The sequence below is a fragment of the Neorhizobium huautlense genome (assembly GCF_002968575.1).
GTDB lineage: Bacteria > Pseudomonadota > Alphaproteobacteria > Rhizobiales > Rhizobiaceae > Neorhizobium > Neorhizobium huautlense.
The window spans coordinates 287,393-305,261 of record NZ_PVBM01000004.1 but is presented as its reverse complement, the minus strand read 5'-3'; the positions used below and the strand labels follow the sequence as shown (position 1 = coordinate 305,261).

21 protein-coding genes and 1 pseudogene are annotated in these 17,869 nt (G+C 58.6%); 12 read left to right on the top strand and 10 right to left on the bottom strand.

Going from position 1 to position 17,869, the window contains the following annotated elements:
* Positions 1 to 160 (bottom strand): annotated as a pseudogene (locus C5L12_RS28710) (IS110 family transposase); the annotation flags it as partial.
* A gap of 410 nt (positions 161 to 570) precedes the next feature.
* Here C5L12_RS28710 and C5L12_RS07080 point away from each other — a divergent pair.
* On the top strand, positions 571 to 822 hold the full coding sequence (locus tag C5L12_RS07080) for a ribbon-helix-helix domain-containing protein (RefSeq protein WP_105371303.1): 252 nt from the start codon (positions 571 to 573) through the stop codon (positions 820 to 822).
* Positions 823 to 824: 2 nt separating this feature from the next.
* Positions 825 to 1,184, top strand: coding sequence for a type II toxin-antitoxin system RelE/ParE family toxin (locus tag C5L12_RS07075; protein ID WP_105371302.1), 360 nt, complete (start codon positions 825 to 827; stop codon positions 1,182 to 1,184).
* A 34-nt stretch (positions 1,185 to 1,218) separates the two neighbouring features.
* On the opposite strand, the gene C5L12_RS07070 is transcribed toward C5L12_RS07075, so the two are convergent.
* On the bottom strand, positions 1,219 to 1,452 hold the full coding sequence (locus tag C5L12_RS07070; protein WP_245422792.1) for a hypothetical protein: 234 nt from the start codon (positions 1,450 to 1,452) through the stop codon (positions 1,219 to 1,221).
* 859 nt (positions 1,453 to 2,311) lie between these two features.
* Between C5L12_RS07070 and C5L12_RS28705 the strand changes: the two genes are divergently transcribed.
* Both C5L12_RS28705 and C5L12_RS28700 read left to right on the top strand, forming a co-directional pair.
* Positions 2,312 to 2,698: an ATP-dependent DNA ligase gene (locus C5L12_RS28705; protein WP_245422791.1), complete on the top strand. Its 387-nt coding sequence runs from the start codon at positions 2,312 to 2,314 to the stop codon at positions 2,696 to 2,698.
* Positions 2,699 to 2,710: 12 nt separating this feature from the next.
* Complete coding sequence (locus tag C5L12_RS28700; RefSeq protein ID WP_245422790.1) at positions 2,711 to 3,223, top strand: ATP dependent DNA ligase; 513 nt, start codon at positions 2,711 to 2,713, stop codon at positions 3,221 to 3,223.
* A 167-nt stretch (positions 3,224 to 3,390) separates the two neighbouring features.
* On the opposite strand, the gene C5L12_RS07055 is transcribed toward C5L12_RS28700, so the two are convergent.
* On the bottom strand, positions 3,391 to 3,627 hold the full coding sequence (locus C5L12_RS07055; protein ID WP_105371300.1) for a hypothetical protein: 237 nt from the start codon (positions 3,625 to 3,627) through the stop codon (positions 3,391 to 3,393).
* A gap of 104 nt (positions 3,628 to 3,731) precedes the next feature.
* Between C5L12_RS07055 and C5L12_RS07050 the strand changes: the two genes are divergently transcribed.
* Positions 3,732 to 4,103, top strand: a complete 372-nt coding sequence (locus tag C5L12_RS07050) for a hypothetical protein (protein ID WP_105371299.1) — start codon at positions 3,732 to 3,734, stop codon at positions 4,101 to 4,103.
* A 609-nt stretch (positions 4,104 to 4,712) separates the two neighbouring features.
* Entirely contained in the window at positions 4,713 to 5,243 is a 531-nt protein-coding gene (locus tag C5L12_RS07040) for a DUF4142 domain-containing protein (protein WP_105371297.1), read from the top strand.
* A 40-nt stretch (positions 5,244 to 5,283) separates the two neighbouring features.
* On the opposite strand, the gene C5L12_RS28050 is transcribed toward C5L12_RS07040, so the two are convergent.
* Positions 5,284 to 5,574: a hypothetical protein gene (locus C5L12_RS28050; RefSeq protein WP_157948999.1), complete on the bottom strand. Its 291-nt coding sequence runs from the start codon at positions 5,572 to 5,574 to the stop codon at positions 5,284 to 5,286.
* Positions 5,575 to 6,699: 1,125 nt separating this feature from the next.
* On the opposite strand from C5L12_RS28050, the gene C5L12_RS07035 reads away from it, so the two are divergent.
* A complete protein-coding gene (locus C5L12_RS07035) occupies positions 6,700 to 7,443 on the top strand; it encodes a hypothetical protein (protein ID WP_105371296.1) in 744 nt (247 codons plus the stop codon).
* A gap of 325 nt (positions 7,444 to 7,768) precedes the next feature.
* The gene (locus C5L12_RS07030; protein ID WP_132410120.1) at positions 7,769 to 8,530 is read left to right on the top strand and encodes a hypothetical protein; all 762 of its coding nucleotides are present in this window, start codon (positions 7,769 to 7,771) and stop codon (positions 8,528 to 8,530) included.
* A 153-nt stretch (positions 8,531 to 8,683) separates the two neighbouring features.
* Here the strand turns inward: C5L12_RS07030 and C5L12_RS07025 are convergent, their stop codons facing one another.
* From C5L12_RS07025 to C5L12_RS07010, 4 genes are read right to left on the bottom strand one after another with little or no spacing between them, the layout of a single operon-like run.
* A complete protein-coding gene (locus C5L12_RS07025; RefSeq protein WP_105371294.1) occupies positions 8,684 to 10,903 on the bottom strand; it encodes a xanthine dehydrogenase family protein molybdopterin-binding subunit in 2,220 nt (739 codons plus the stop codon).
* Positions 10,904 to 10,906: 3 nt separating this feature from the next.
* A complete protein-coding gene (locus C5L12_RS07020; protein WP_105371293.1) occupies positions 10,907 to 11,359 on the bottom strand; it encodes a (2Fe-2S)-binding protein in 453 nt (150 codons plus the stop codon).
* 17 nt (positions 11,360 to 11,376) lie between these two features.
* Positions 11,377 to 11,808, bottom strand: a complete 432-nt coding sequence (locus C5L12_RS07015; RefSeq protein WP_245422789.1) for a c-type cytochrome — start codon at positions 11,806 to 11,808, stop codon at positions 11,377 to 11,379.
* Between the two features lie 50 nt (positions 11,809 to 11,858).
* Complete coding sequence (locus C5L12_RS07010) at positions 11,859 to 12,836, bottom strand: AraC family transcriptional regulator (protein WP_105371291.1); 978 nt, start codon at positions 12,834 to 12,836, stop codon at positions 11,859 to 11,861.
* A gap of 112 nt (positions 12,837 to 12,948) precedes the next feature.
* Between C5L12_RS07010 and C5L12_RS07005 the strand changes: the two genes are divergently transcribed.
* Complete coding sequence (locus C5L12_RS07005) at positions 12,949 to 13,854, top strand: SDR family oxidoreductase (protein WP_105371290.1); 906 nt, start codon at positions 12,949 to 12,951, stop codon at positions 13,852 to 13,854.
* A 138-nt stretch (positions 13,855 to 13,992) separates the two neighbouring features.
* Entirely contained in the window at positions 13,993 to 14,397 is a 405-nt protein-coding gene (locus tag C5L12_RS29205; RefSeq protein WP_105371289.1) for a GNAT family N-acetyltransferase, read from the top strand.
* Positions 14,398 to 14,482: 85 nt separating this feature from the next.
* Here the strand turns inward: C5L12_RS29205 and C5L12_RS06995 are convergent, their stop codons facing one another.
* The gene (locus C5L12_RS06995; protein WP_165924153.1) at positions 14,483 to 15,442 is read right to left on the bottom strand and encodes a LysR family transcriptional regulator; all 960 of its coding nucleotides are present in this window, start codon (positions 15,440 to 15,442) and stop codon (positions 14,483 to 14,485) included.
* 136 nt (positions 15,443 to 15,578) lie between these two features.
* Between C5L12_RS06995 and C5L12_RS06990 the strand changes: the two genes are divergently transcribed.
* Positions 15,579 to 16,541, top strand: coding sequence for an MBL fold metallo-hydrolase (locus tag C5L12_RS06990; protein ID WP_105371338.1), 963 nt, complete (start codon positions 15,579 to 15,581; stop codon positions 16,539 to 16,541).
* Between the two features lie 66 nt (positions 16,542 to 16,607).
* Positions 16,608 to 17,150 carry a dioxygenase family protein gene (locus C5L12_RS06985; protein ID WP_425350748.1) on the top strand — a complete coding sequence of 181 codons (543 nt, stop codon included), beginning with the start codon at positions 16,608 to 16,610 and terminating at the stop codon, positions 17,148 to 17,150.
* Positions 17,151 to 17,399: 249 nt separating this feature from the next.
* On the opposite strand, the gene C5L12_RS28045 is transcribed toward C5L12_RS06985, so the two are convergent.
* On the bottom strand, positions 17,400 to 17,687 hold the full coding sequence (locus C5L12_RS28045) for a hypothetical protein (RefSeq protein WP_132410124.1): 288 nt from the start codon (positions 17,685 to 17,687) through the stop codon (positions 17,400 to 17,402).
* Positions 17,688 to 17,869 lie beyond the last annotated feature (182 nt).

Sequence of the window (17,869 nt, the reverse complement as noted above, 5' to 3'; positions counted from 1 at the left end):
CTTCCATCGCAACGACACACCTCGGCAATTCCGAGAAGAAAGCCAAGACATGAACGCGAGATAGCTTCCTACGAAATACCAAACCGCCATCGGCGCTGGCAGCATGGAGCTGGAATACCCGCTTTGCAAGGTCAAGGCCTACAATGCTAACTTCCTTCATGGATGCTCTCTCCTCTGAGTGACGTTGTTGCAAACATCACTTTGGCACATCGCGATGCCATCGGGAGGGGGCATCCACTCCATCAGTTCTGCGTGGAAACCAACACCAGGGGTTTCCCCTGGCGCACCTGCCGGTTTTCTCCGGACGCCGTGCGGCCGGCCAGAAAACCGCGCAGCGCATCGCCCATAGCTCTTGCGTACGCGTTGGGTGATGCGTAGGTGCGCTGTAAGCGTTGATACACGCTTGCGTTGATCGATTAAAAGGTCGTGTGGCGGAAGCTTGGGTCGGCTGTGAGCTATAGAACGGGATTCTGTAACTCACGGCTCTGGGGTCGCGGCCTTACTGTGTGATGAATATTGACAATATTTATCACGCTTCCCATAATTGAAGAGAGACGAAAGGATAGGCCCATGCCGTCAGGCAGCATTCACGTTAAGGTCAGCGGCGCGCTGCAAAACCACATCCAGCAACAGATCGGCGACGATGGCCTCTATGAGAATGCCAGCGAATACATCCGCGCGTTGATCCGCCGCGATTTACAGACCCGTGATGAGGCGTGGGAGGCGCTCCAGCGGGAACTCGCACCCGCCATGCGCGCCGATGACAGCGAATTCATCGCCGTTACCGCCGACGATGTAATCCGCCGCAACAAGCGCCGCTGAGCATGGCCGGATATCGCTTTTATCCGCGTGCCGACGCCGCACAGGACAGGATCTGGCGCGACACTTTGGCCGAATGGGGCGAGGCGCAGGCCGATACCTATATCCGGGGCCTGCATGCTCACTTGCAGCGCCTGTGCGACAACCGTCTTATCTGGCGACGGCTCCCGCAAAGGCTGGCGGTTCCCGCCGATGTGAAGCTCATGGCGTATTTCAGCCGCTACGAGCATCACTACGTCTTCTTCCGTGAACTTGGGAACGGCGACCTTGGTGTCATGAGCATCCTGCATGAAAGGATGGACATGGCGGTACGCCTAAAGGAAGACTTGGCGGCCCTGCATGCCAAGGGTAAAGATCAAGAATAACTGTCAAACCCATTCACTCCACAAGTGAGCGGGCTTACTTGGCCACCTTCTTCACTCGCCGCACGTTGATGGCCTTGGCACCCAGTGTGTTCTTGAGATGCACGGCGTAGTGCTTCTCGATCATTTCGACGCTCGTCCGGCAGTTCTTGGCGATCTGGTAGATATCCGCGCCTTCCAGCAGGCGCAGGCAGCTATAGGTGTGGCGAAGGCTGTAGGCCGAACGACGGTTGCCCTGGCGGTCGAATTTCAGCTCGCAATCAGCCAGCACCCGGTTGAACTGCTCCTTGTGATCCTGCGGGAAGACGAAAAGACCAAATCCTTGGTGCCGTGTCCGGCATCCGCGACGACGTGCGACACCTCGCCGCCCGCATCGACACCATGCACGAGTCCCAAACAAAGCAACGACCTTCTAGACGGGCGGCGGACCAACCACAAGTTGCCGCAAGACCGGCAAAGCAATCTATGTCGTCACCAATGAAGTTGATAGTATCCGCCTGAGCGTCGCCTGTGTACTTTGAGCGCGGCGGCCGTACCTCACTGCAACAGGGTCGGCGCATCCATAGACAAACTGTTCCTCACGGCTAGAGCCATTAACGGATCGTCATCGATCGGCGTTCGGGGTGCTACGCCGGCAAACCAGAAAGGTATCGACGACACTGTCGCCGGCGTCTGCGGTTCACTCGTCTGGACGCAGGCCTAATGCCTGGCTCACGATCAGAAGACTGTGGGACTGAGACAATCCACCTCAGGTACCCAGCACGCCCGGCGACGCCGGTCTACCACTACCGTTCATCAGTGAAAGTAACCCTCCCTTTCGAGCCAATCTTCGACGATCCATTCAATGACAGTCTCTGGCTTCGCCGGAGGATTTTGGTCGAGACAGAAATCTTCTATGGCGTCTCTGGCTCTTGGCGACAGCGAGATGTTGACCGTGCTTGCTAAAAGGGGCGCAGCCGCGTCGGGAGCTTCCTCCATGGGAAGCAAGCCCGCATCCATGCGTCCCGGTCCATGGCCGATCGGGATGCTCCACACATACCTAGCAAGTGTCTCTACAGCGGCGGCAGATCATGGAGTGGAGGATACCGTGCAATTGACCATAATTGAAACCACCAAGGACTTTCATGCCGATGACTATGGTCCTTGACGGGGAGGCTGTCGTGCTCGACGAGCAGGGGCGGTCTGACTTCGGCCTGTTGCAGAACTCACTTGGCGCCAGTGGAAAGCAAGGCGGCAAGCTTCCTTCGCGAAACTCGCTCCTCGATGCCTTCGATCTGCTTTACCTCGATGGACACGATCTACGGAACACGGAATACCGGGTGCGCCGGCATCTCCTGGAAGATGTCATTCCGCGAGAGGAGGGCGCGATCCGACTTTCGGAAGAGTTCGAAGAGGATCCGGATGCCCTGCTGGAGCACGCCTGCCGGCTTGGGCTGGAAGGCATCATGGCCAAGCATCTAGACTGGCCACATCGTTCCGGTCGCACTGGCGATTGGCTGAAGATCAAATGCGTTTAGAGCGACAGCTTTGTGATCATCGGCTATGAGCCATCGACGGCTTTACCTGGTGCTATCGCCAGTCTTCTCCTCGCGGCTCGGCACCGAGATGGCTACAAATACGTCGGCACCGTCGGGACCTGCTTCAAGCATGATCAGGCGAGAGCACTGAAGAAGCAACTCGACAAGGTCAAGACGCGCGTGCCGGTCGATCGCGTCCCGGGCAAGAACCTCGTCATGACCGGGCCTTCATATGTCGCGGAGATCGAATACCGAGCGTGGACGAATGATGGGAAGCTGCGGCATCCTTCGTTCAAGGGGCTGCGCGATCCCGACGATGCGGACAAACTTTACCGACTGCCGGACTTCGCCCCACAGGTTCTAGCATTTTCGCTGCGGCTGCTGTTCTTGCTGATTGGATGTAGCTGGGCGCTCACCCGAAACCGTATTCGCCATCTTCTGGCAATTCTGTCCGGCTTTGCCGACCGAGTTAGTTGTCGCATTCTCCGGCCGTTCGATCGCTTGCGAGCCCACTGGCCCACCTGAATTGGTTCCAGGCGTGTTCGTGGTGTCTGGCGTAAAAGTTCCGCCTTGCTGGGCTACAGCGGGAAGAGCAAGCCCAAGGCTCAACATCAAAGCAGTGATTATTCGGCTGGTCATTTTCCTCTCCTTTTGGCTCATCCAACCAAACGCATCGAGGAAGGTTCCCGCCGCTAATCCAGGCCACGCTTCAGCGCCTTCAGCATTGCAGCGAGCTCTGCATTCGCCCCATGGGCCAGCATTAGGTTATCGGCGACCTCGATAACCGCGCCGAGTACCTCGGTCTCGTTCCAGCCGGCCTTCATCGCAGCATCGACGAGCTCCTGAAGTGACAGCTCGATTGCCATCTGGCACAGAATCGGGCGGTTGTCGTCGCGAAGCGGAACCGTGGGAGGAGGGATGTCGAACATCACCTCGAAATAGAGTCGGTGAGACGGGAGGCAAGGACTGAGGGGCCACTTCCACTTAAGGATGAATCATGATTATCTCTGCCCGGGCATATTAGGGGGTAATCTTGAGAAATATTGTTGTACCGCTGGCGCTCGCGCTGGCTCTTTCGGCGTGTGCCAAACGGCCGGATGCGATCGTTCCCACTGACATTCCGATGGCGGCATACACGAACTATTCCTGCGAGCAACTCGCTCAGGAACTAATCAAGGAGCAGGCGACGCTATCAGCGGTTTCCAAGCAACAACACGATGCTGCCACTGGTGATGCGTTCGGCGTCTTCCTCATCGGCGTTCCGATGTCGTCCACCTTTGGCGGCGACAAGGAAGGTCAGGTATCGGTATCTAAGGGCAAGGTCCAGGCGATCCAGTCGGCCATGATGTCGAAGGGCTGCAATGCGCCCGCGCCGGCAAAGACGACTGGAAAATCCAAGCCTTGAATTGAAGGGCGTCGCGAGGGTGCTCGTAGGGCACAAGCTTAAACCTTAAGGGGACGGGGGACGGGTTCGCCCTCGCGACAGCCTATCAAACTGCTAAGCGACCGGTTCGTTCCTTTGGGGGGCAGCCGCCCGAACAAATCGGAGGGGGCAAGCTCCTTCCGATACTACGCTTTCTGAGCTGGTGTCGGCTCAGGGCACTCAAACCAGAACTCATACACAGGCTTGTGGAGGAGGTAGCCGCGCGTGATCTTGCAATTCGCGCGTCCGGTGTCATCCAAGTGCTTCCGCGCCGCGGCTTCAAGCTTTTGTTCCGGCGTCATCTGCCCTGCCATACCCATTGTGAAGCTCTGGGCCGTCCCCATGCCCAGGACGGTACCCATGCTGGGTGCCCACCTTCAGGGACTTGTCGGACGGATGATCATAGACGAGTGCGGCCCTTTTATTCGAAGTCACCACAGGCCAGCGCGATCACCACCGTCGTCCACACCAGACGCGCGCTGGCCGTTCATTACCCGACAACCCGCATGCCCATCGGCTCATACGGCACTTGAAAAAGCTTGGAACTTATCGGTCGTCCGCGTGTTCATCCGCCGCAATAGGAGTACCATAATGAAAAAGATCATCATCGCCACAGCCTTCGTTCTTGCAGCGTCAACCGCCGCCTTTGCGCAGTCGACCGCGGAAAAAACCGGTGCAAATTCGCTTATCGGCAGGGCGCCGTCGACAGAGGATTTCGTCATGCAGGTATCCGCCAGCGACATGTTCGAAATCGAGTCTAGCAAGCTTGCGGTGCAGAAAGGTGACGAGGCGACGAAGGCCTTTGCGCAGCAAATGATTACTGATCACGAAAAGACGAGCGCTGAGCTGAAGGCGCTGCTTTCCGGCGGCAAGGTAAAGGGAACTCCCGTCACAGCTCTGACTGAGGACCACAAGGAAGAGGTTGACGGCCTCGCCAAACTATCCGGCGCTGAGTTCAAGGAAGAGTATTTCGACGACCAAGTGGACGCCCACGAAGATGCTGTGGATCTGTTCAAGCGTTACGCTGAAGGTGGTGACAATGCCGAGCTGAAGGCGTGGGCCGCGAAAACCCTTCCGGCGCTCGAGCACCACTATAAGATGGCGCAGGACCTGGACAAGTAAACGTTGGCGCCCTTGTAGCTGCCAAAGGCGATTCTACATTCTAGACATGCTTTGCCAACGGTGACCACGGATGTACTGGCACTGGTGAGGTCGAGCGACGTGAGAAGGTCGGGGCGAAGAAAACGCGCCGACCTTTTGCTTTTCCAGAAGGATTTGCGCTTCGCGCTACCATCGCCCGCACCAGCGCGCTGGCCGTTTGGCTTAAAAAATTGGTTTTGCCTTCTTTCTGATACCGCGCGGAGGTAGGTGTTCTTGTTATCCCAAGAATTAGCGCTCGTTTGGTGCCGCGCACCACTTGCGCCGAGTAGCGGGTATCTTCAATATCAGCCAATTCGGGATGTCTTGCTGGGTTTTGCTATTGTTTTTATCGCTGCGTCGGAGACGTAAGGCCTGGAGGCGAGACACATGAGATATCGACGCTTGTAGCAAATTTTGTCTGGGGTAACATGAAAAGCGATCTCGAGGGTGAGTGGCCAAAGCGGTACAGCCTGTTGGATCGCGCTGCCCTGACATTTAAATCTTTCCTTGTCCGCGATTTTGGAACTAGGTTATACCAAGGGAAGTTCCTCGATGGCATAGCCGCACAACGCTTTGAGATATCAAATCGTGTCAGCAGAGCGGCGAGTCGTCATTCGTCTTAACAACCATACTGGCGTTCTTCGACCAGGTGACGGGGACGATTTCCTTCTCCGGGCTGACGATCAAGGTGAGCGAAGACCTCGTGCCAATCGTTGCCTTCTTGACGTCTGCTAGCGTTCTCGCCGCATCAAAATGGCTTCTGTAGATGATCTTCTAATCCAGCGGTACATTGCGACGCTCGGGCGACACTTGGGCATCCATAGCTTCCCAACTATGCTGATTGACAAGATGTCGGTAAATCTCTGGGGCGACGCATGATCCCCAAGTTTTTCGGAGAGCGGTCTCGTTGGGTCACAAGGCGACTATGGTGGGGCTTGTACTGCTGTGTTTCTTCATGATGGTTATCCTCTTATTTTATCCTTTTTTTTTGTGGGGAAGAGCATTTTCGATGTTTGGGCGAATCCAGTTAGCAGGGTTGCGAACCCGTTCCTGTCTATAGCATCGGGGACGCTGTTGCTCTTTTCGCTGAGCCTACCTGCACGCCAACAGAATTAGCATCAGCCCCAACATCTTCATGTAGAGCCCCGTCCGGCGATGCTGTTCTAATTGTTTCCGCACGATAAATACAAACCTGGAAGGATGTCGGGACCTTTGGCACGAAATGCGACAGCTCCTACGGCGGTATCTGGGCACGTTAAGTCCTGTTAACATATCCCAGATTCAATTGCGTGTAGTGGCGCCTGTAATAAAGCTTTCACTTGCGTGCATCTGACGGACATGTATCCCTAAAGGTGTAGGGTTGGAAGTGAAGGTCTGAGTCGGCTGGTGAAGCCTTTGGCGCCGGCAAATGTGTATGTCCTTCGGTGACCCCCCATAGATGGGTCTTTATCAGGCCATGGTACGGAAAGGCCTAGCTTTGTCGCGTAAGAAGGTCGCCCTGTTGTGGTCCCTCCCGTTCCTCATCTTCATTGCGGTGTGGATTACGCGTGGCTACCAAACATCCCCCGTGTACTTCCGACTGACAATCGAGGCGGAACAGGATGGTCGAGCCTTCACTTCGTCAGTGCTCTGGGGCGCGAAGTATTTCCTGAACTGCGAAGGGCCGCTGCCCCCGTGTTCGAGGGGTTGGCTTGATGCGAAGTTCGCCGGTGAAGCTTTGCGGGTAGGGACCGGGGCTGACGCGCTTTGGATTACGGTTTCAGAAAATATCAAACTCTGGGAGCCGGCTCGCTTCAGAAACCCCTCGCGACCACCAATGCTGCCGGTGACGGCATGGGGGCTCGATGAAGTGAATCCGAAGGCAGCAATTGAGCAGATTTCCAGAATCGCTCACGATCAAGCGCCCCGGCCGCTTGATGTACGCTTTCTTCCCAAGATCATTCGATTCAGAGACCGCCAAGATCCGCTGAGCGCTGAATCTGTTCCTGTGCCACCGCAGGGAGAGGTGAAGATCTTGGATGCCTCAATCAGTTTCACTGACGGTCCGATAACCTCCGGCATTTCCACTCAGCTTCCCTGGCTCGACCAGCCGAACCCCTTTTCCGGCTCCGAGAGCAAAGCCTCCCGCTCATCAGCAGCAACAGGAATTCAGATAACCGATTTCAGGAGAGATGAATTATGAGCACACCCACCGTCGCTACTGGCGTTAGCGGCGTACGATAGGCGATAGCATCAGCCCGGGCGCCTAAATCTACAGTCGCCTATAGCTAGAGCGAGCTATAGTTACAAGAAGTTGGCTTACAGCTTCGCGACAATTCTTTTTACATTTCAAGCATGACTTTTAGGAGCGCGACTTCATCACTAAAGTTCGGCAGCTTTATCCACTCGTTAACCATGTAAAAATTTAGGCTGCATCCATCCGAACCATAGATTTTTGCGCGAGGCATGATGCCAAGCTTGAGTGCCCTCTGAATCTTGCAGAACATTTTTTGGTGAAAGGTTATTTCATGACGTCGATCACTCCGGTTGGGAATGCAGCGGCATTAACAATTCTGAAAGCGATGGCGCAAACGAGCGCACCAGAGACATCATTGCCTGTCGCCCAAGCGCCCGGAATCTCCGATGGATCTGCATCTTCTCTGGCCGCCCTCGATGCCATTACCAGAATCATTTTGAACAGCGGGGGCACATTCAAGAGTACCGAGCAGGACGATCACATCCAGAGTGGCGCGAAGGCGACGATTGATGCCGGCGATGGCAACAACACGATCTGGGGAGGCTCAGATAGCCTGATTCAGACCGGAAAGGGTGACGACCAAATCCTGGTGAATTCCTCCAACAATGTCCGGTCCGGAGCGGGGAATGACGTGATCTGGGCGAATTCCAGCAACGATATCGATACGGGAGATGGCCACGATAGCGTTTTTAGTAACTCGGAAAACACGATCAGGAGCGGCGCTGGCGATGATGTGATTTCCTCAAATACAGGGAATTCAATCAACGCCGGTGGAGGTAACAACAAGATCTCTGCAAATGTTGATAACACGATCATTGCGGGGGCAGGGAACGATTTGATCCAGGCTTTCGGGCAGAACACCATCGATGCAGGTGACGGCGACAACATGATTTTCGGCGGCTTTGAAAACAATGTCCGCTCGGGAAGCGGCAAGGACTGGATCCAGAGCGGGCACTCCATTATCGACTCTGGCGGCGATGATCGCATCGAGGCCGAAAGCAGCTTGATTGAAGCTAAATGGCCAGGCCAGTAAAATACGCATTTTTCAAATAGCGGGCCGTCGGTTCGATTCCTTTCGTAAGCAAGCATTGAGACTGTCAAGCCCGAGCCATCGCTGTCATCTGCTTTCCCTGTTTCTGGTCATGCCAAAGCGCCGATGGGACTGCGTCTGTTGGAGACATCCAGTTCAGCTGTTGAGCGCCGCCTTCACCCGATCGGGCAGGAATGGGTAGTGCCGCAGCCGGACGCCGCCTGTCAGTCGGGCGACGGCATTGGCGATCGCGGGGCCGGTGGGCGGCAGTCCCGCCTGGCCGATGCCACCGAAGGGGCTTCCGGGCGTCGGCACGACGGCGACCTCGATTTCCGGCGCCTCTGACATGCGGATGACCCGGTAGGTGTCGAAATTCGCTTCCTGCACCTCGCCGTCGACGACGTTGATCTGCTCGAACAGCGCGTGGCCTGTCCCGCCGGTGATGCCGGCGATCATCATGGCCTCGATATGGAGCGGCTGGATCGCGACGCCGGGATCGATGGCGCACCAGACCTTATGCACCCGGATTTCGCCGGTCTCGCGATTGAGTGAGACCTCGGCGACCTGGGCGCAATGGGAGCCGAAGGCATCGGAGTAGGCAATGCCAAGCCCGCGGCCGTCGCGCGCTCGATCCCATTCCGCCATCCGGGCAACGGTCTCGACAACCTTTTGCGCCCGCGGCTGATCCCTCAGAAGCTCCAGCCGCAACGCGACAGGATCCATGCCTCTGGCAGCTGCGATCTCGTCGACAACACATTCGATCGCGAACCTCGTATAGCCGACACCCACTGCGAACCAAAATCCAATGGCGAGACCGTTGTCCTGACGCAGGTACTCTATCTGATGGGCCGGAACGGAATAGTTGAACTTCGCACCCTCGGTCACGACGTCGTCGTGACCGCCCGCTTCCGCGAAAACCGGAGGCAAGGTTCGTGCAAAGATCGAGTCCGCCACGATGCGGTGACGCCAGCCGACGATGTTCCCTTCCGCATCCAGCCCCACCTTGACGTGCTGGGTTTCGAGCGGCCGGAATTTGTCGTGGCGGATATCGTCCTCGCGACTCCAGATGACCTTGACAGGCCGCCCCTCCACCGCCTTGGCGAGCGACACTGCATCGATGATGAAGTCGGCTTCCGCCTTGCGTCCGAAGCCGCCGCCGAGCAGGGTCGTGTTGACCTTTACCTTGTCGGGCGTCGTGCCGATGACCGCCGCCGCGAAACCCTGCGTGCCCGTCGGCCCCTGGGTCGGCGCCCAGATCTCGATGCTGTCGCCGGTCACGAGCGCGGTGGCGTTCATCGGCTCCATGGTGGCATGGGCGACGTGGTCGCTCATATAGTCGACTTCTATCACCGTCGCGGCGCCGGCGATCGCGGCCTCGGCGTCACCATCAGTATGCGCGGCGACACCTTGTTGCCCGAGGTCGCGGCCGACGGCGCGGTATTCGTCGAGCAGCCGCTGGCTCGTGTAGTTGCGAACCCGCGATGTCGTGCTCCAGGTCACGTTGAGCAGGTCTTTCGCACGTCTCGTCGCTTCAACCGTCTCGCCGATGATGCCGACACCGTAGGACAATGGGACGATATGCGTGACGCCCGGCACGTTCCGTGCTGCGGCGTCATCGATGGTTTCCGGCCGCTCGTCCTGAACCGGTGCCCGCAGAACCGCCCCGTAAAGCATGTCCGCAAGCTGGACGTCGATGCCATACACGGCGGCACCATTGACCTTGGAGGGCACGTCGACACGCTGGATCGACCGGCTTCCGACATAGCGCCACTTGTCGCGGGGCTTGAGGTCAGCCTCCGTCGCCTGCGGCAGCGGATCCGGAAGCACGACCCTGGCAGCGATCTCGCCATAGTCGAGCCCCCGATCCGAGGATGGGTGCACCACTCTGTGGGGTTCGGTCGTGAGTTCTCCCGCCGGCACGTTCAGCAGGCTAGCGGCGCCAGCCATGAGGATCAGGCGGGTCTGGGCGCCGGCCAGGCGAAGCAGCCCGTTATAGCCGCGCGTCGACTCGCTGCCGCCCGTGAGCTGGATTCCGTAGAAGCCGGGATTGCCGTAGGTTTCCGCATCGGAAGGAGCCTGCACGACCCGCACACGGTTCCAATCGGCATCCAGTTCCTCGGCGACGAGCAGCGGCAGCGTGGTCATGATCCCCTGGCCCATTTCGACGGCAGGCGCGATGATGCTGACGGTGCCGTTCGCTGCAATCGTGATCCAGGCATTGGGGCGGAAATCACCCGCGGCGGCGGTAGCCGGGGTGGCGCCGTAAGTGAGGTCGGGCAGACTTCCAAACGCGACGGCAATGCCCAGGCTGCCGGTCGTGACGAGGAAGCTGCGCCGCGACAGCGCGCGGCTTTGAGGCCGTTGAGTCAGAGTCATGGTTCAGCCCTCACTTGCTGCGCGCTGGATCGCGCTGATGATGCGAACATAGGTCCCGCAGCGGCAGATATTCCCATCCATGTGGTCGATGATCTGTTCGCGGGTCGGATTGGGCGTGGTCGCGAGAAGGGCGGCGGCCTGCATGATCTGTCCGGACTGGCAGTAACCGCATTGCGGCACCTGCTCGGCGATCCAGGCCTTCTGCAAGGGATGGCTGGAATCCCCTGACAGGCCCTCGATCGTGGTTACTTCCCTGCCGGCGACATCCTGCAGGAAGGTCTGGCAGGAGCGGGTAGGCTCGCCGTCGACATGGACGGTGCAGGCCCCGCATTGTGCGATCCCGCAGCCGAATTTGGTGCCGGTGAGCTTCAGATGTTCGCGGATCACCCAAAGAAGCGGTGTATCGGGTTCGGCGACGACATCGATTGCGCGCCCGTTCATGGTGAACGCTGTCATGGGTGCTTCTCCTGATCTTAATTGGCCGGCTGGCCTTCGAGGTATTGGATGATTGCCGCTCGCTGGCCTGCATTGGGGATGGCAACCGTCATCCGTGTGCCGCGGACCATGCGGCCCGGCGCAGTGAGAAAGGCCTCGAGGGATTGGCTGTCCCAGGTGATGCCGGAGGAACGCATCGCGTCCGAGTAGGTAGCGCCTTCGACGGTTCCGGCGGCCCGGCCGATCAAGCCCGACAGGTGCGGACCCGCCTTGTTCTGACCGGCCTCCATACTGTGGCAGGTCGCACAGCGCTGCTGAAACAGGCGAGCTCCGTCGATATCCTGAGCGGCAGCTGGAAGGTGACAGAGCAAGCTCAATATTGCGAGAAGGATCGCCGGCAGCGCCCGTCGCCTTCCTTCATCCTGGGCATCCTGTAGTCCTGGCATTCCATGGAATGGGGTAGACATCATTCATTGCCTCCATTGCTGTAGGCACGATAAAACAGTCTTCCCGATACGATCTATTCGGCTGCGTCTCGAATATCGTCGCGATCGTCCGGATCGGTTTTGAGCTGCCGAGGTGAGAGCAGCTTGTGCCGGCGGTGGAGATACTCTCTGGGGGTGCATCCCATGACGCGCTTGAAGGCGCTGGTGAAGGCGCTTTCGGATTCATAACCAAGGCTGGGTGCGATCGCGGATACGGGCTCACCGGTGCTTTCCAGCCGCTCGCCTGCAAGCAGCATTCTCCAGCGGGTAAGGTAGTCCATCGGCGTCTCGCCGGCCGTTTCCCGGAACCGCTGCGCGAAGACGGACCTGGACATTCCGGCCTGCCCGGCAAGATCCCGCAAGGTCCAGCGTCGTGCCGGATCGGAATGGATGGCCGAAAGTGCCTTGCTCAGGCGGGCGTCCTTCAGTGCAGCGAACCAGCCGGCTTCATGGCCTCCCTCATCCAGGTGCAAGCGCAGCGCCTGTACCAGCATCATATGGGCCAGATGCTGGGCGATCAGCGCTCCGCCTGGCCTACCCTCGCGAAGTTCTTCGCGCATCCTTGCCACCGACCAGCGCAGCGCCACCTGATCCACCTCTTTTCGGATGTGAACGATGGGCGGCATCATCTTGAGAAGTGCCCCAGCGTGGCGTCCGGCAACCGTGAACCGGCTGCCGACAAGAAGCAGGTCGCCGCCGCCGTTGACGGTCACCGTACCGCCGGGTTCCGCGGGAGGGAAAGCTGTCTTGGAATCAAGCGGCTGCAATGCCAGATCGCTTGCCAGTCGGAAGGGCCGGCCGCTCGCCAGCACAAAACAATCTCCCGCCTCGAGCCTGATCGGCTCCTCGATGCCTTCCACAGCAAGCCAACATGCACCAGCCTCGACGGCGTAGCATTTGATGATGTCATCGCGCAGCGCAAAGTGAAGAGACCAGTCGCCTGCGGCGCTGAACCCGGATGAGATGTAGCTGCGGGTTTTGAGCAGCGACAGAACTTCAGAAAGGGGATCCAAGGCGAAATCCGGACGATTGCGACGATAGTGCAGACTTTAAAGCGTGGATCGTGCGCAAGCAAGCCTCTAGCCTTGAAGGAAGTTCCATGGGCGACAAGGGGAGATCAAGACAATGCGGATTTTGGTGACAGGAGCTTCAGGCTTTGTTGGTTCGGCGGTGGTGACGGATTTGATCGCTGCCGGACACAAGGTCATTGGACTGGTCCGGTCGGCGGGCGCAGCCGGAATACTGGCCACGCTTGGAGCAGATGTCTTTGCCGCAGATTTGCGTGATCAGGAAAATCTGCGCGCAGCGATAGCGCGGGTGGATGCAGTGGTGCACACCGCGTTCAACCACGATTTCTCGCAATTCAGGGAAAGCTGCGAGGCGGATCGGTCCATCATCGAATTCTTCGGCACAGAACTCGCCGGTTCGCGAAGGCCGCTTGTCGTCACGTCTGCGATAGGCGTGCTGCCCGGAAATGGGCTTGTCACCGAGGCGACCGATCCGGTGCCGCCTTCGTCCGAAGGCGCCAATCCCCGTGCCGCTTCCGAGGTTGCGGCCGATGCAGTTGCCAATATGGGGGTTCCGGTGTCGGTCGTTCGCCTTCCGCCCACCGTTCACGGCGATGGAGATCATGCATTCATCCCCATACTCATCGGGACCGCTCGCAAAAACGGGCTTGTCGCCTATGTCGGCAATGGTGAGAACCGGTGGCCGGCCGTTCATCGTCTCGATGCGGCGCGGCTCTACCGGCTGGCAGTCGAGAAGGCAGCTCCTTATGCCCGATATCACGCGGTTGCCGAGGAAGGCGTCCCCTTCCGGCAGATAGCCACGTCGATCGGCGCGGGATTGGACCTCCCGGTCCAATCGATCGAGCCCGAAACAGCGGCTTCTCATTATGGCTGGTTCAGCCATTTTGCTGCGATGGATATTCAAGCATCCAGCGTCCAGACGCGTGTAAGCCTCGCGTGGGCTCCGAACGGTGAAAGCCTTTTGGAGGATCTGGCCGGGCCTGCCTATTTCGGCGCAGGCTAGTTTCGCCAACCCAGCAGTCGCGATCCGCTCGCAAGCAACAATCCGGTCATGTGGAAGAATCAACCTATGGTTAGATAGCAATCTGGACGTCTTCTATTCGGAAAGAAGAAATTCGGATTTGAAGGAAGATAAAGGAATCTGAACGCGCGCCCACGGCTTGTCGCAGGCGGATGCAATGACGAGGTTCCGGGGTTCGAGCTGTGGCGTGACGAGATATTCGCCTATGTCGCATATGAGGGATCTCGCCCCGTCGCCTGTGCAGGCGCGTGCGAGGTGGATGGTCACCTGTTTCTGGTCTTGGTGGCGACCAACCCTAATCGCCAGCGGCGTGGTTTCGGAGAGGCTGTCACGCTCGAGGCACTTTACGAGGCGATCCAATCTACCGGCATTGAACGCGTATGCCTCCAGACTACCGCTGCCGGAAAACCGGTGTATGAGAGGATAAGTCTCCGCCAGAACTTGTTACTTCAGCTGTTTCCGGGGGGGCGGCTAGACAAGGTCCAAAACGCGCAGGCTGGGCTTGTCGGCAACATCCGGGCGTGACGAAGTTTTAGATGCCGCGGAGACGAAACCCGCGGCATCTACGGAGATGTCGGCTGGTTTCCTGCCGTCGCGCCAATATTCCCGGCTACCAATGTTGATGACGGATGTATTCGAGGAATGCTCGCATGGCTGCGCTCGCATGCCGCCGGCTCGGATAATACAGGTACCAGCTTGGCAGTTTTTTCTTCCAGCCGCCGAGCAGTTCGATAGTTCTTCCTTGCTCGATATCGTCACGGACATAATCATCGAACAGGTGAGCAATTCCCGAGCCTGCGAGTGCGGCCTGCCGCTCCTGATGCGCCGAACTCAGTGTCAACCTACCATTCGGAGTGATCTCCACCTCTTCGCCGTCCTTTTCAAATTTCCACGTCGCCATGGTTCCGCCGGGGAAACGGCGACGGATGCAGTCGTGCTGCAGGAGATCGTGCGGTGAAGCGGGTCGGCCGCGCCTGCGGAGATAATCAGGCGAGGCCACGATCGCATATTGCAAGGCGGGGCCCAGCGGCATGGCGATCATGTCCTGGGCGAGTTGGTTCCCGAAGCGCACACCTGCGTCGAAACCCTGCTGCACAATATCGATGATCGCGGCATCACTGACGATCTCGATATTGACGTCGGGATACATCTCCATGAACTCAAAGGCCAAGGGGCACAGAACGTGATCGGCGGCCGGACCCGGTGCATTGATGCGCACGGTGCCGGATGGGCGTTCGCGGAGCTGATTAAGGTCGTCGATCGCTGTCCTGATGTCGTGAAGAGCGGGCCCTAGCCGCCTAAGGAGCTGCTCGCCTGCTTCAGTCGGCGCGACGCTGCGTGTCGTTCGGTTCAGCAGCCGGATGCCCAGTGCTTCCTCGAGCACGCCGATCGATTGACTGATCGCGGACGACGAAACGCCCCTGCCGAGCGCAGCAGCTCTAAAGCCGCCACAGCGGACGACATCCTCAAAGATCTCCAAGTTATCCAGGCGCAGCGGTCGCATTGCAAAGTCCTGCTTATTAAGCTGATCCGTTTTGATTAGCTTATCCTCACGCCTGATCTGTGTCATCCGTAGAGTACTTGTCGCGAGGCGGCGCTAATCGCACCTCTGCCGCCGATGCTGAAATCAAAAACAACACCTGCAAGCAGGTATGTTGAACGGGATAAAAATCATGGCTGAAATCACACTGAATCGCAGGAAGATCATGCTGACGGCTGCGTCAGCCGTGGCGGGACTGGCCTTGCCGGCCGGCGTGACCTTTGCGCAGGCTTCTCAAGCGGGGTCGCTCCCAAGCCAGGGCGGCAATGTCGGCCATTACCGCTTTCGGGTCGGCGACATCTCAGCGACCGTGTTGAGTGACGGGCTTATCGGCGGCCCTCCGCGTGTTTACGCCAGCGATGCGCCGGAGGCAGAACTGCAGGATGTTCTGACGCGCGCCTTCCTGCCGACCGACCGCATGACGCTCAATCTCAATACGCTGCTGATCGAGACGAATGGCAGGCGCATCCTCCTTGAGGCGGGAGCCGGTCAGACCATGGGTCCGCAAGGCGGCCGCATTTTCCAGAATCTGGCCGCCATCGGTCTGCGGCCCGAGGACATCGACGTCGTGGTGGTTTCACACACGCACCCGGACCATGTCGGCAACCTTCGAACCGCGGACGGTGGCAAGGCATTTCCGCGTGCGACCATCTTTGCGCCTCGGGCCGATTGGGACTTCTTCGTTCGTAACGATCCGGACCTTTCCTACATGCCGGTCCCCGAAGAGTTCCGCCGTAATTTCGCAGCCGCCATCAAACGAAGCGTCGAGCCAGTGGCGGACGGAATCGTGTTGTACGAAGCCGGCGCGGATATCGTCCCGGGTCTGACGACGCTTCCGGCATTTGGCCACACGCCCGGCATGGCAAACTTCCTTGTTCAGTCCGGGAACGATCAGCTGCTGCTGACCGCCGATCTCGCCTATCACCCGATCGTCAACGTCGACCGACCATGGATGCCGGGGCCGGATCGCGACAAGGAGACGGCACTCGCCTCCCGTCGACGCATCTTCGACATGGCGGCGGCGGACCGGCTCCTGGTCCTCGGCTTCCACTATCCGTTTCCGGGCCTTGGCCGAATGCTCAAGACAGACTCCGGCTATGCCTGGGTCCCGGTCAACTGGCAGTTCTGATAGGGTGAGGAACGGAGGCCCGCATTGACAACATCAAGACGTACACTTCTTTCGGGTTTTCTCGCCATGCCGCTCGTGCCGCTGACGGGAGCGATCGCCTTTGCCCAGGAGGCGCCGCGACTGCCGCTGACCCGTGCCTGTGCCGACGGAGACGAACCGACGCCGGCTCGCGAAGCAGGGCCGTTCTTCAAGCCGAACTCACCGCTGAAACGGGATCTCCATCTGGAGGCGCCTCGCGGCGAACGTATAACTGTCGCCGGTTATGTCTTCGATGATCGCTGCCGTCCCATGCCGCGCAGTCTTGTCGAGATCTGGCAAGCGGACGAAAACGGTGAGTACGATCGTTCGGGCTTCCGCCTGCGGGGACATCAGTTCGCCGACGGGCAGGGACGTTGGTGGTTCAACACCGTCGTGCCGGCGCTGTATCCGGGACGCACGCGACACTTCCATTTCAGGGTTCAGCAGCCGGGCGGAGATGTCCTGACGACGCAGCTCTTCTTTCCGGGCGAGCCGGGCAATGCGCGTGATCGGATCTTCGATGAGGCGCTGCTCATGACGATCAGCTCCGCGGACGACGGCCAGTTCGCGCGCTTCGATTTCGTGGTCTGATACACGGGTTTTTCAGCAGTGGTTCAGACATTTGGTGGGCCAACGGGTGTCGCCTACCACTGCCAACCGCCAGCGATGCCGCTCGGAGGAATGTGGTTCGATCGCCCAACCGGCGGTGCGCTGTGTCGCGCACGGGGAAGCTTAAACAAAGGAGACTATTGCAGCAGAGACTGGTGCTGATCGCGCTCTGCCGAGGCCGCAAGCCGTTCCGAAATGTCGTCCAATCGCAGGAAGGCGTCGAGGAATTGGTTACCATCGTAATCCAATTGCAATCGCCATCTTCCCCATCGCGAGACCAAGGAGCGCGGCGAGCATCGACGCCGTGCTGCCGGGTGCATCAGGGGTTCGTAGACCAATGGATGCGACGATGTCGTTGAAGTGCTCGTCTATCAGGGGGAGTGACGACTTCAATTCTCTTTTAGCCAACTGCAACGGCGAATTCACCACGCTGGCCAAAGTGCCCCCATCCAGAACAACCTGATCATCATGTTCAAGTTCGCCCTCGGTTGCAGAACAATTCCGAAATATGGATGCCACCGCCGCCTCTAGAGTAGTTAGAATTTGCTGCGTCGTCGGTCCCGCGGCATTGACCACAACACGTTACGCGATAGTTTTGTGAAAGAACCGAGTCAGCCGGAATTGAGTTAATTCAAAGTCGAGCAGATGCAGATGGGTTATTCAGGTTTCGTTTAAGAGGACGGTGCGAAAGGGGAACGAGA

Bases quoted from the DNA above. Each gene is read 5' to 3' on its own strand.
- C5L12_RS07080 (WP_105371303.1), top strand. From the start codon at position 571: ATGCCGTCAGGCAGCATTCACGTTAAGGTCAGCGGCGCGCTGCAAAAC.
- C5L12_RS07075 (WP_105371302.1), top strand. From the start codon at position 825: ATGGCCGGATATCGCTTTTATCCGCGTGCCGACGCCGCACAGGACAGG.
- C5L12_RS28705 (WP_245422791.1), top strand. From the start codon at position 2,312: ATGACTATGGTCCTTGACGGGGAGGCTGTCGTGCTCGACGAGCAGGGG.
- C5L12_RS07055 (WP_105371300.1), bottom strand. From the start codon at position 3,627: ATGTTCGACATCCCTCCTCCCACGGTTCCGCTTCGCGACGACAACCGC.
- C5L12_RS07040 (WP_105371297.1), top strand. From the start codon at position 4,713: ATGAAAAAGATCATCATCGCCACAGCCTTCGTTCTTGCAGCGTCAACC.
- C5L12_RS07035 (WP_105371296.1), top strand. From the start codon at position 6,700: ATGGGTCTTTATCAGGCCATGGTACGGAAAGGCCTAGCTTTGTCGCGT.
- C5L12_RS07030 (WP_132410120.1), top strand. From the start codon at position 7,769: ATGACGTCGATCACTCCGGTTGGGAATGCAGCGGCATTAACAATTCTG.
- C5L12_RS07025 (WP_105371294.1), bottom strand. From the start codon at position 10,903: ATGACTCTGACTCAACGGCCTCAAAGCCGCGCGCTGTCGCGGCGCAGC.
- C5L12_RS07020 (WP_105371293.1), bottom strand. From the start codon at position 11,359: ATGACAGCGTTCACCATGAACGGGCGCGCAATCGATGTCGTCGCCGAA.
- C5L12_RS07015 (WP_245422789.1), bottom strand. From the start codon at position 11,808: ATGATGTCTACCCCATTCCATGGAATGCCAGGACTACAGGATGCCCAG.
- C5L12_RS07005 (WP_105371290.1), top strand. From the start codon at position 12,949: ATGCGGATTTTGGTGACAGGAGCTTCAGGCTTTGTTGGTTCGGCGGTG.
- C5L12_RS06995 (WP_165924153.1), bottom strand. From the start codon at position 15,442: ATGACACAGATCAGGCGTGAGGATAAGCTAATCAAAACGGATCAGCTT.
- C5L12_RS06990 (WP_105371338.1), top strand. From the start codon at position 15,579: ATGCTGACGGCTGCGTCAGCCGTGGCGGGACTGGCCTTGCCGGCCGGC.
- C5L12_RS06985 (WP_425350748.1), top strand. From the start codon at position 16,608: ATGCCGCTCGTGCCGCTGACGGGAGCGATCGCCTTTGCCCAGGAGGCG.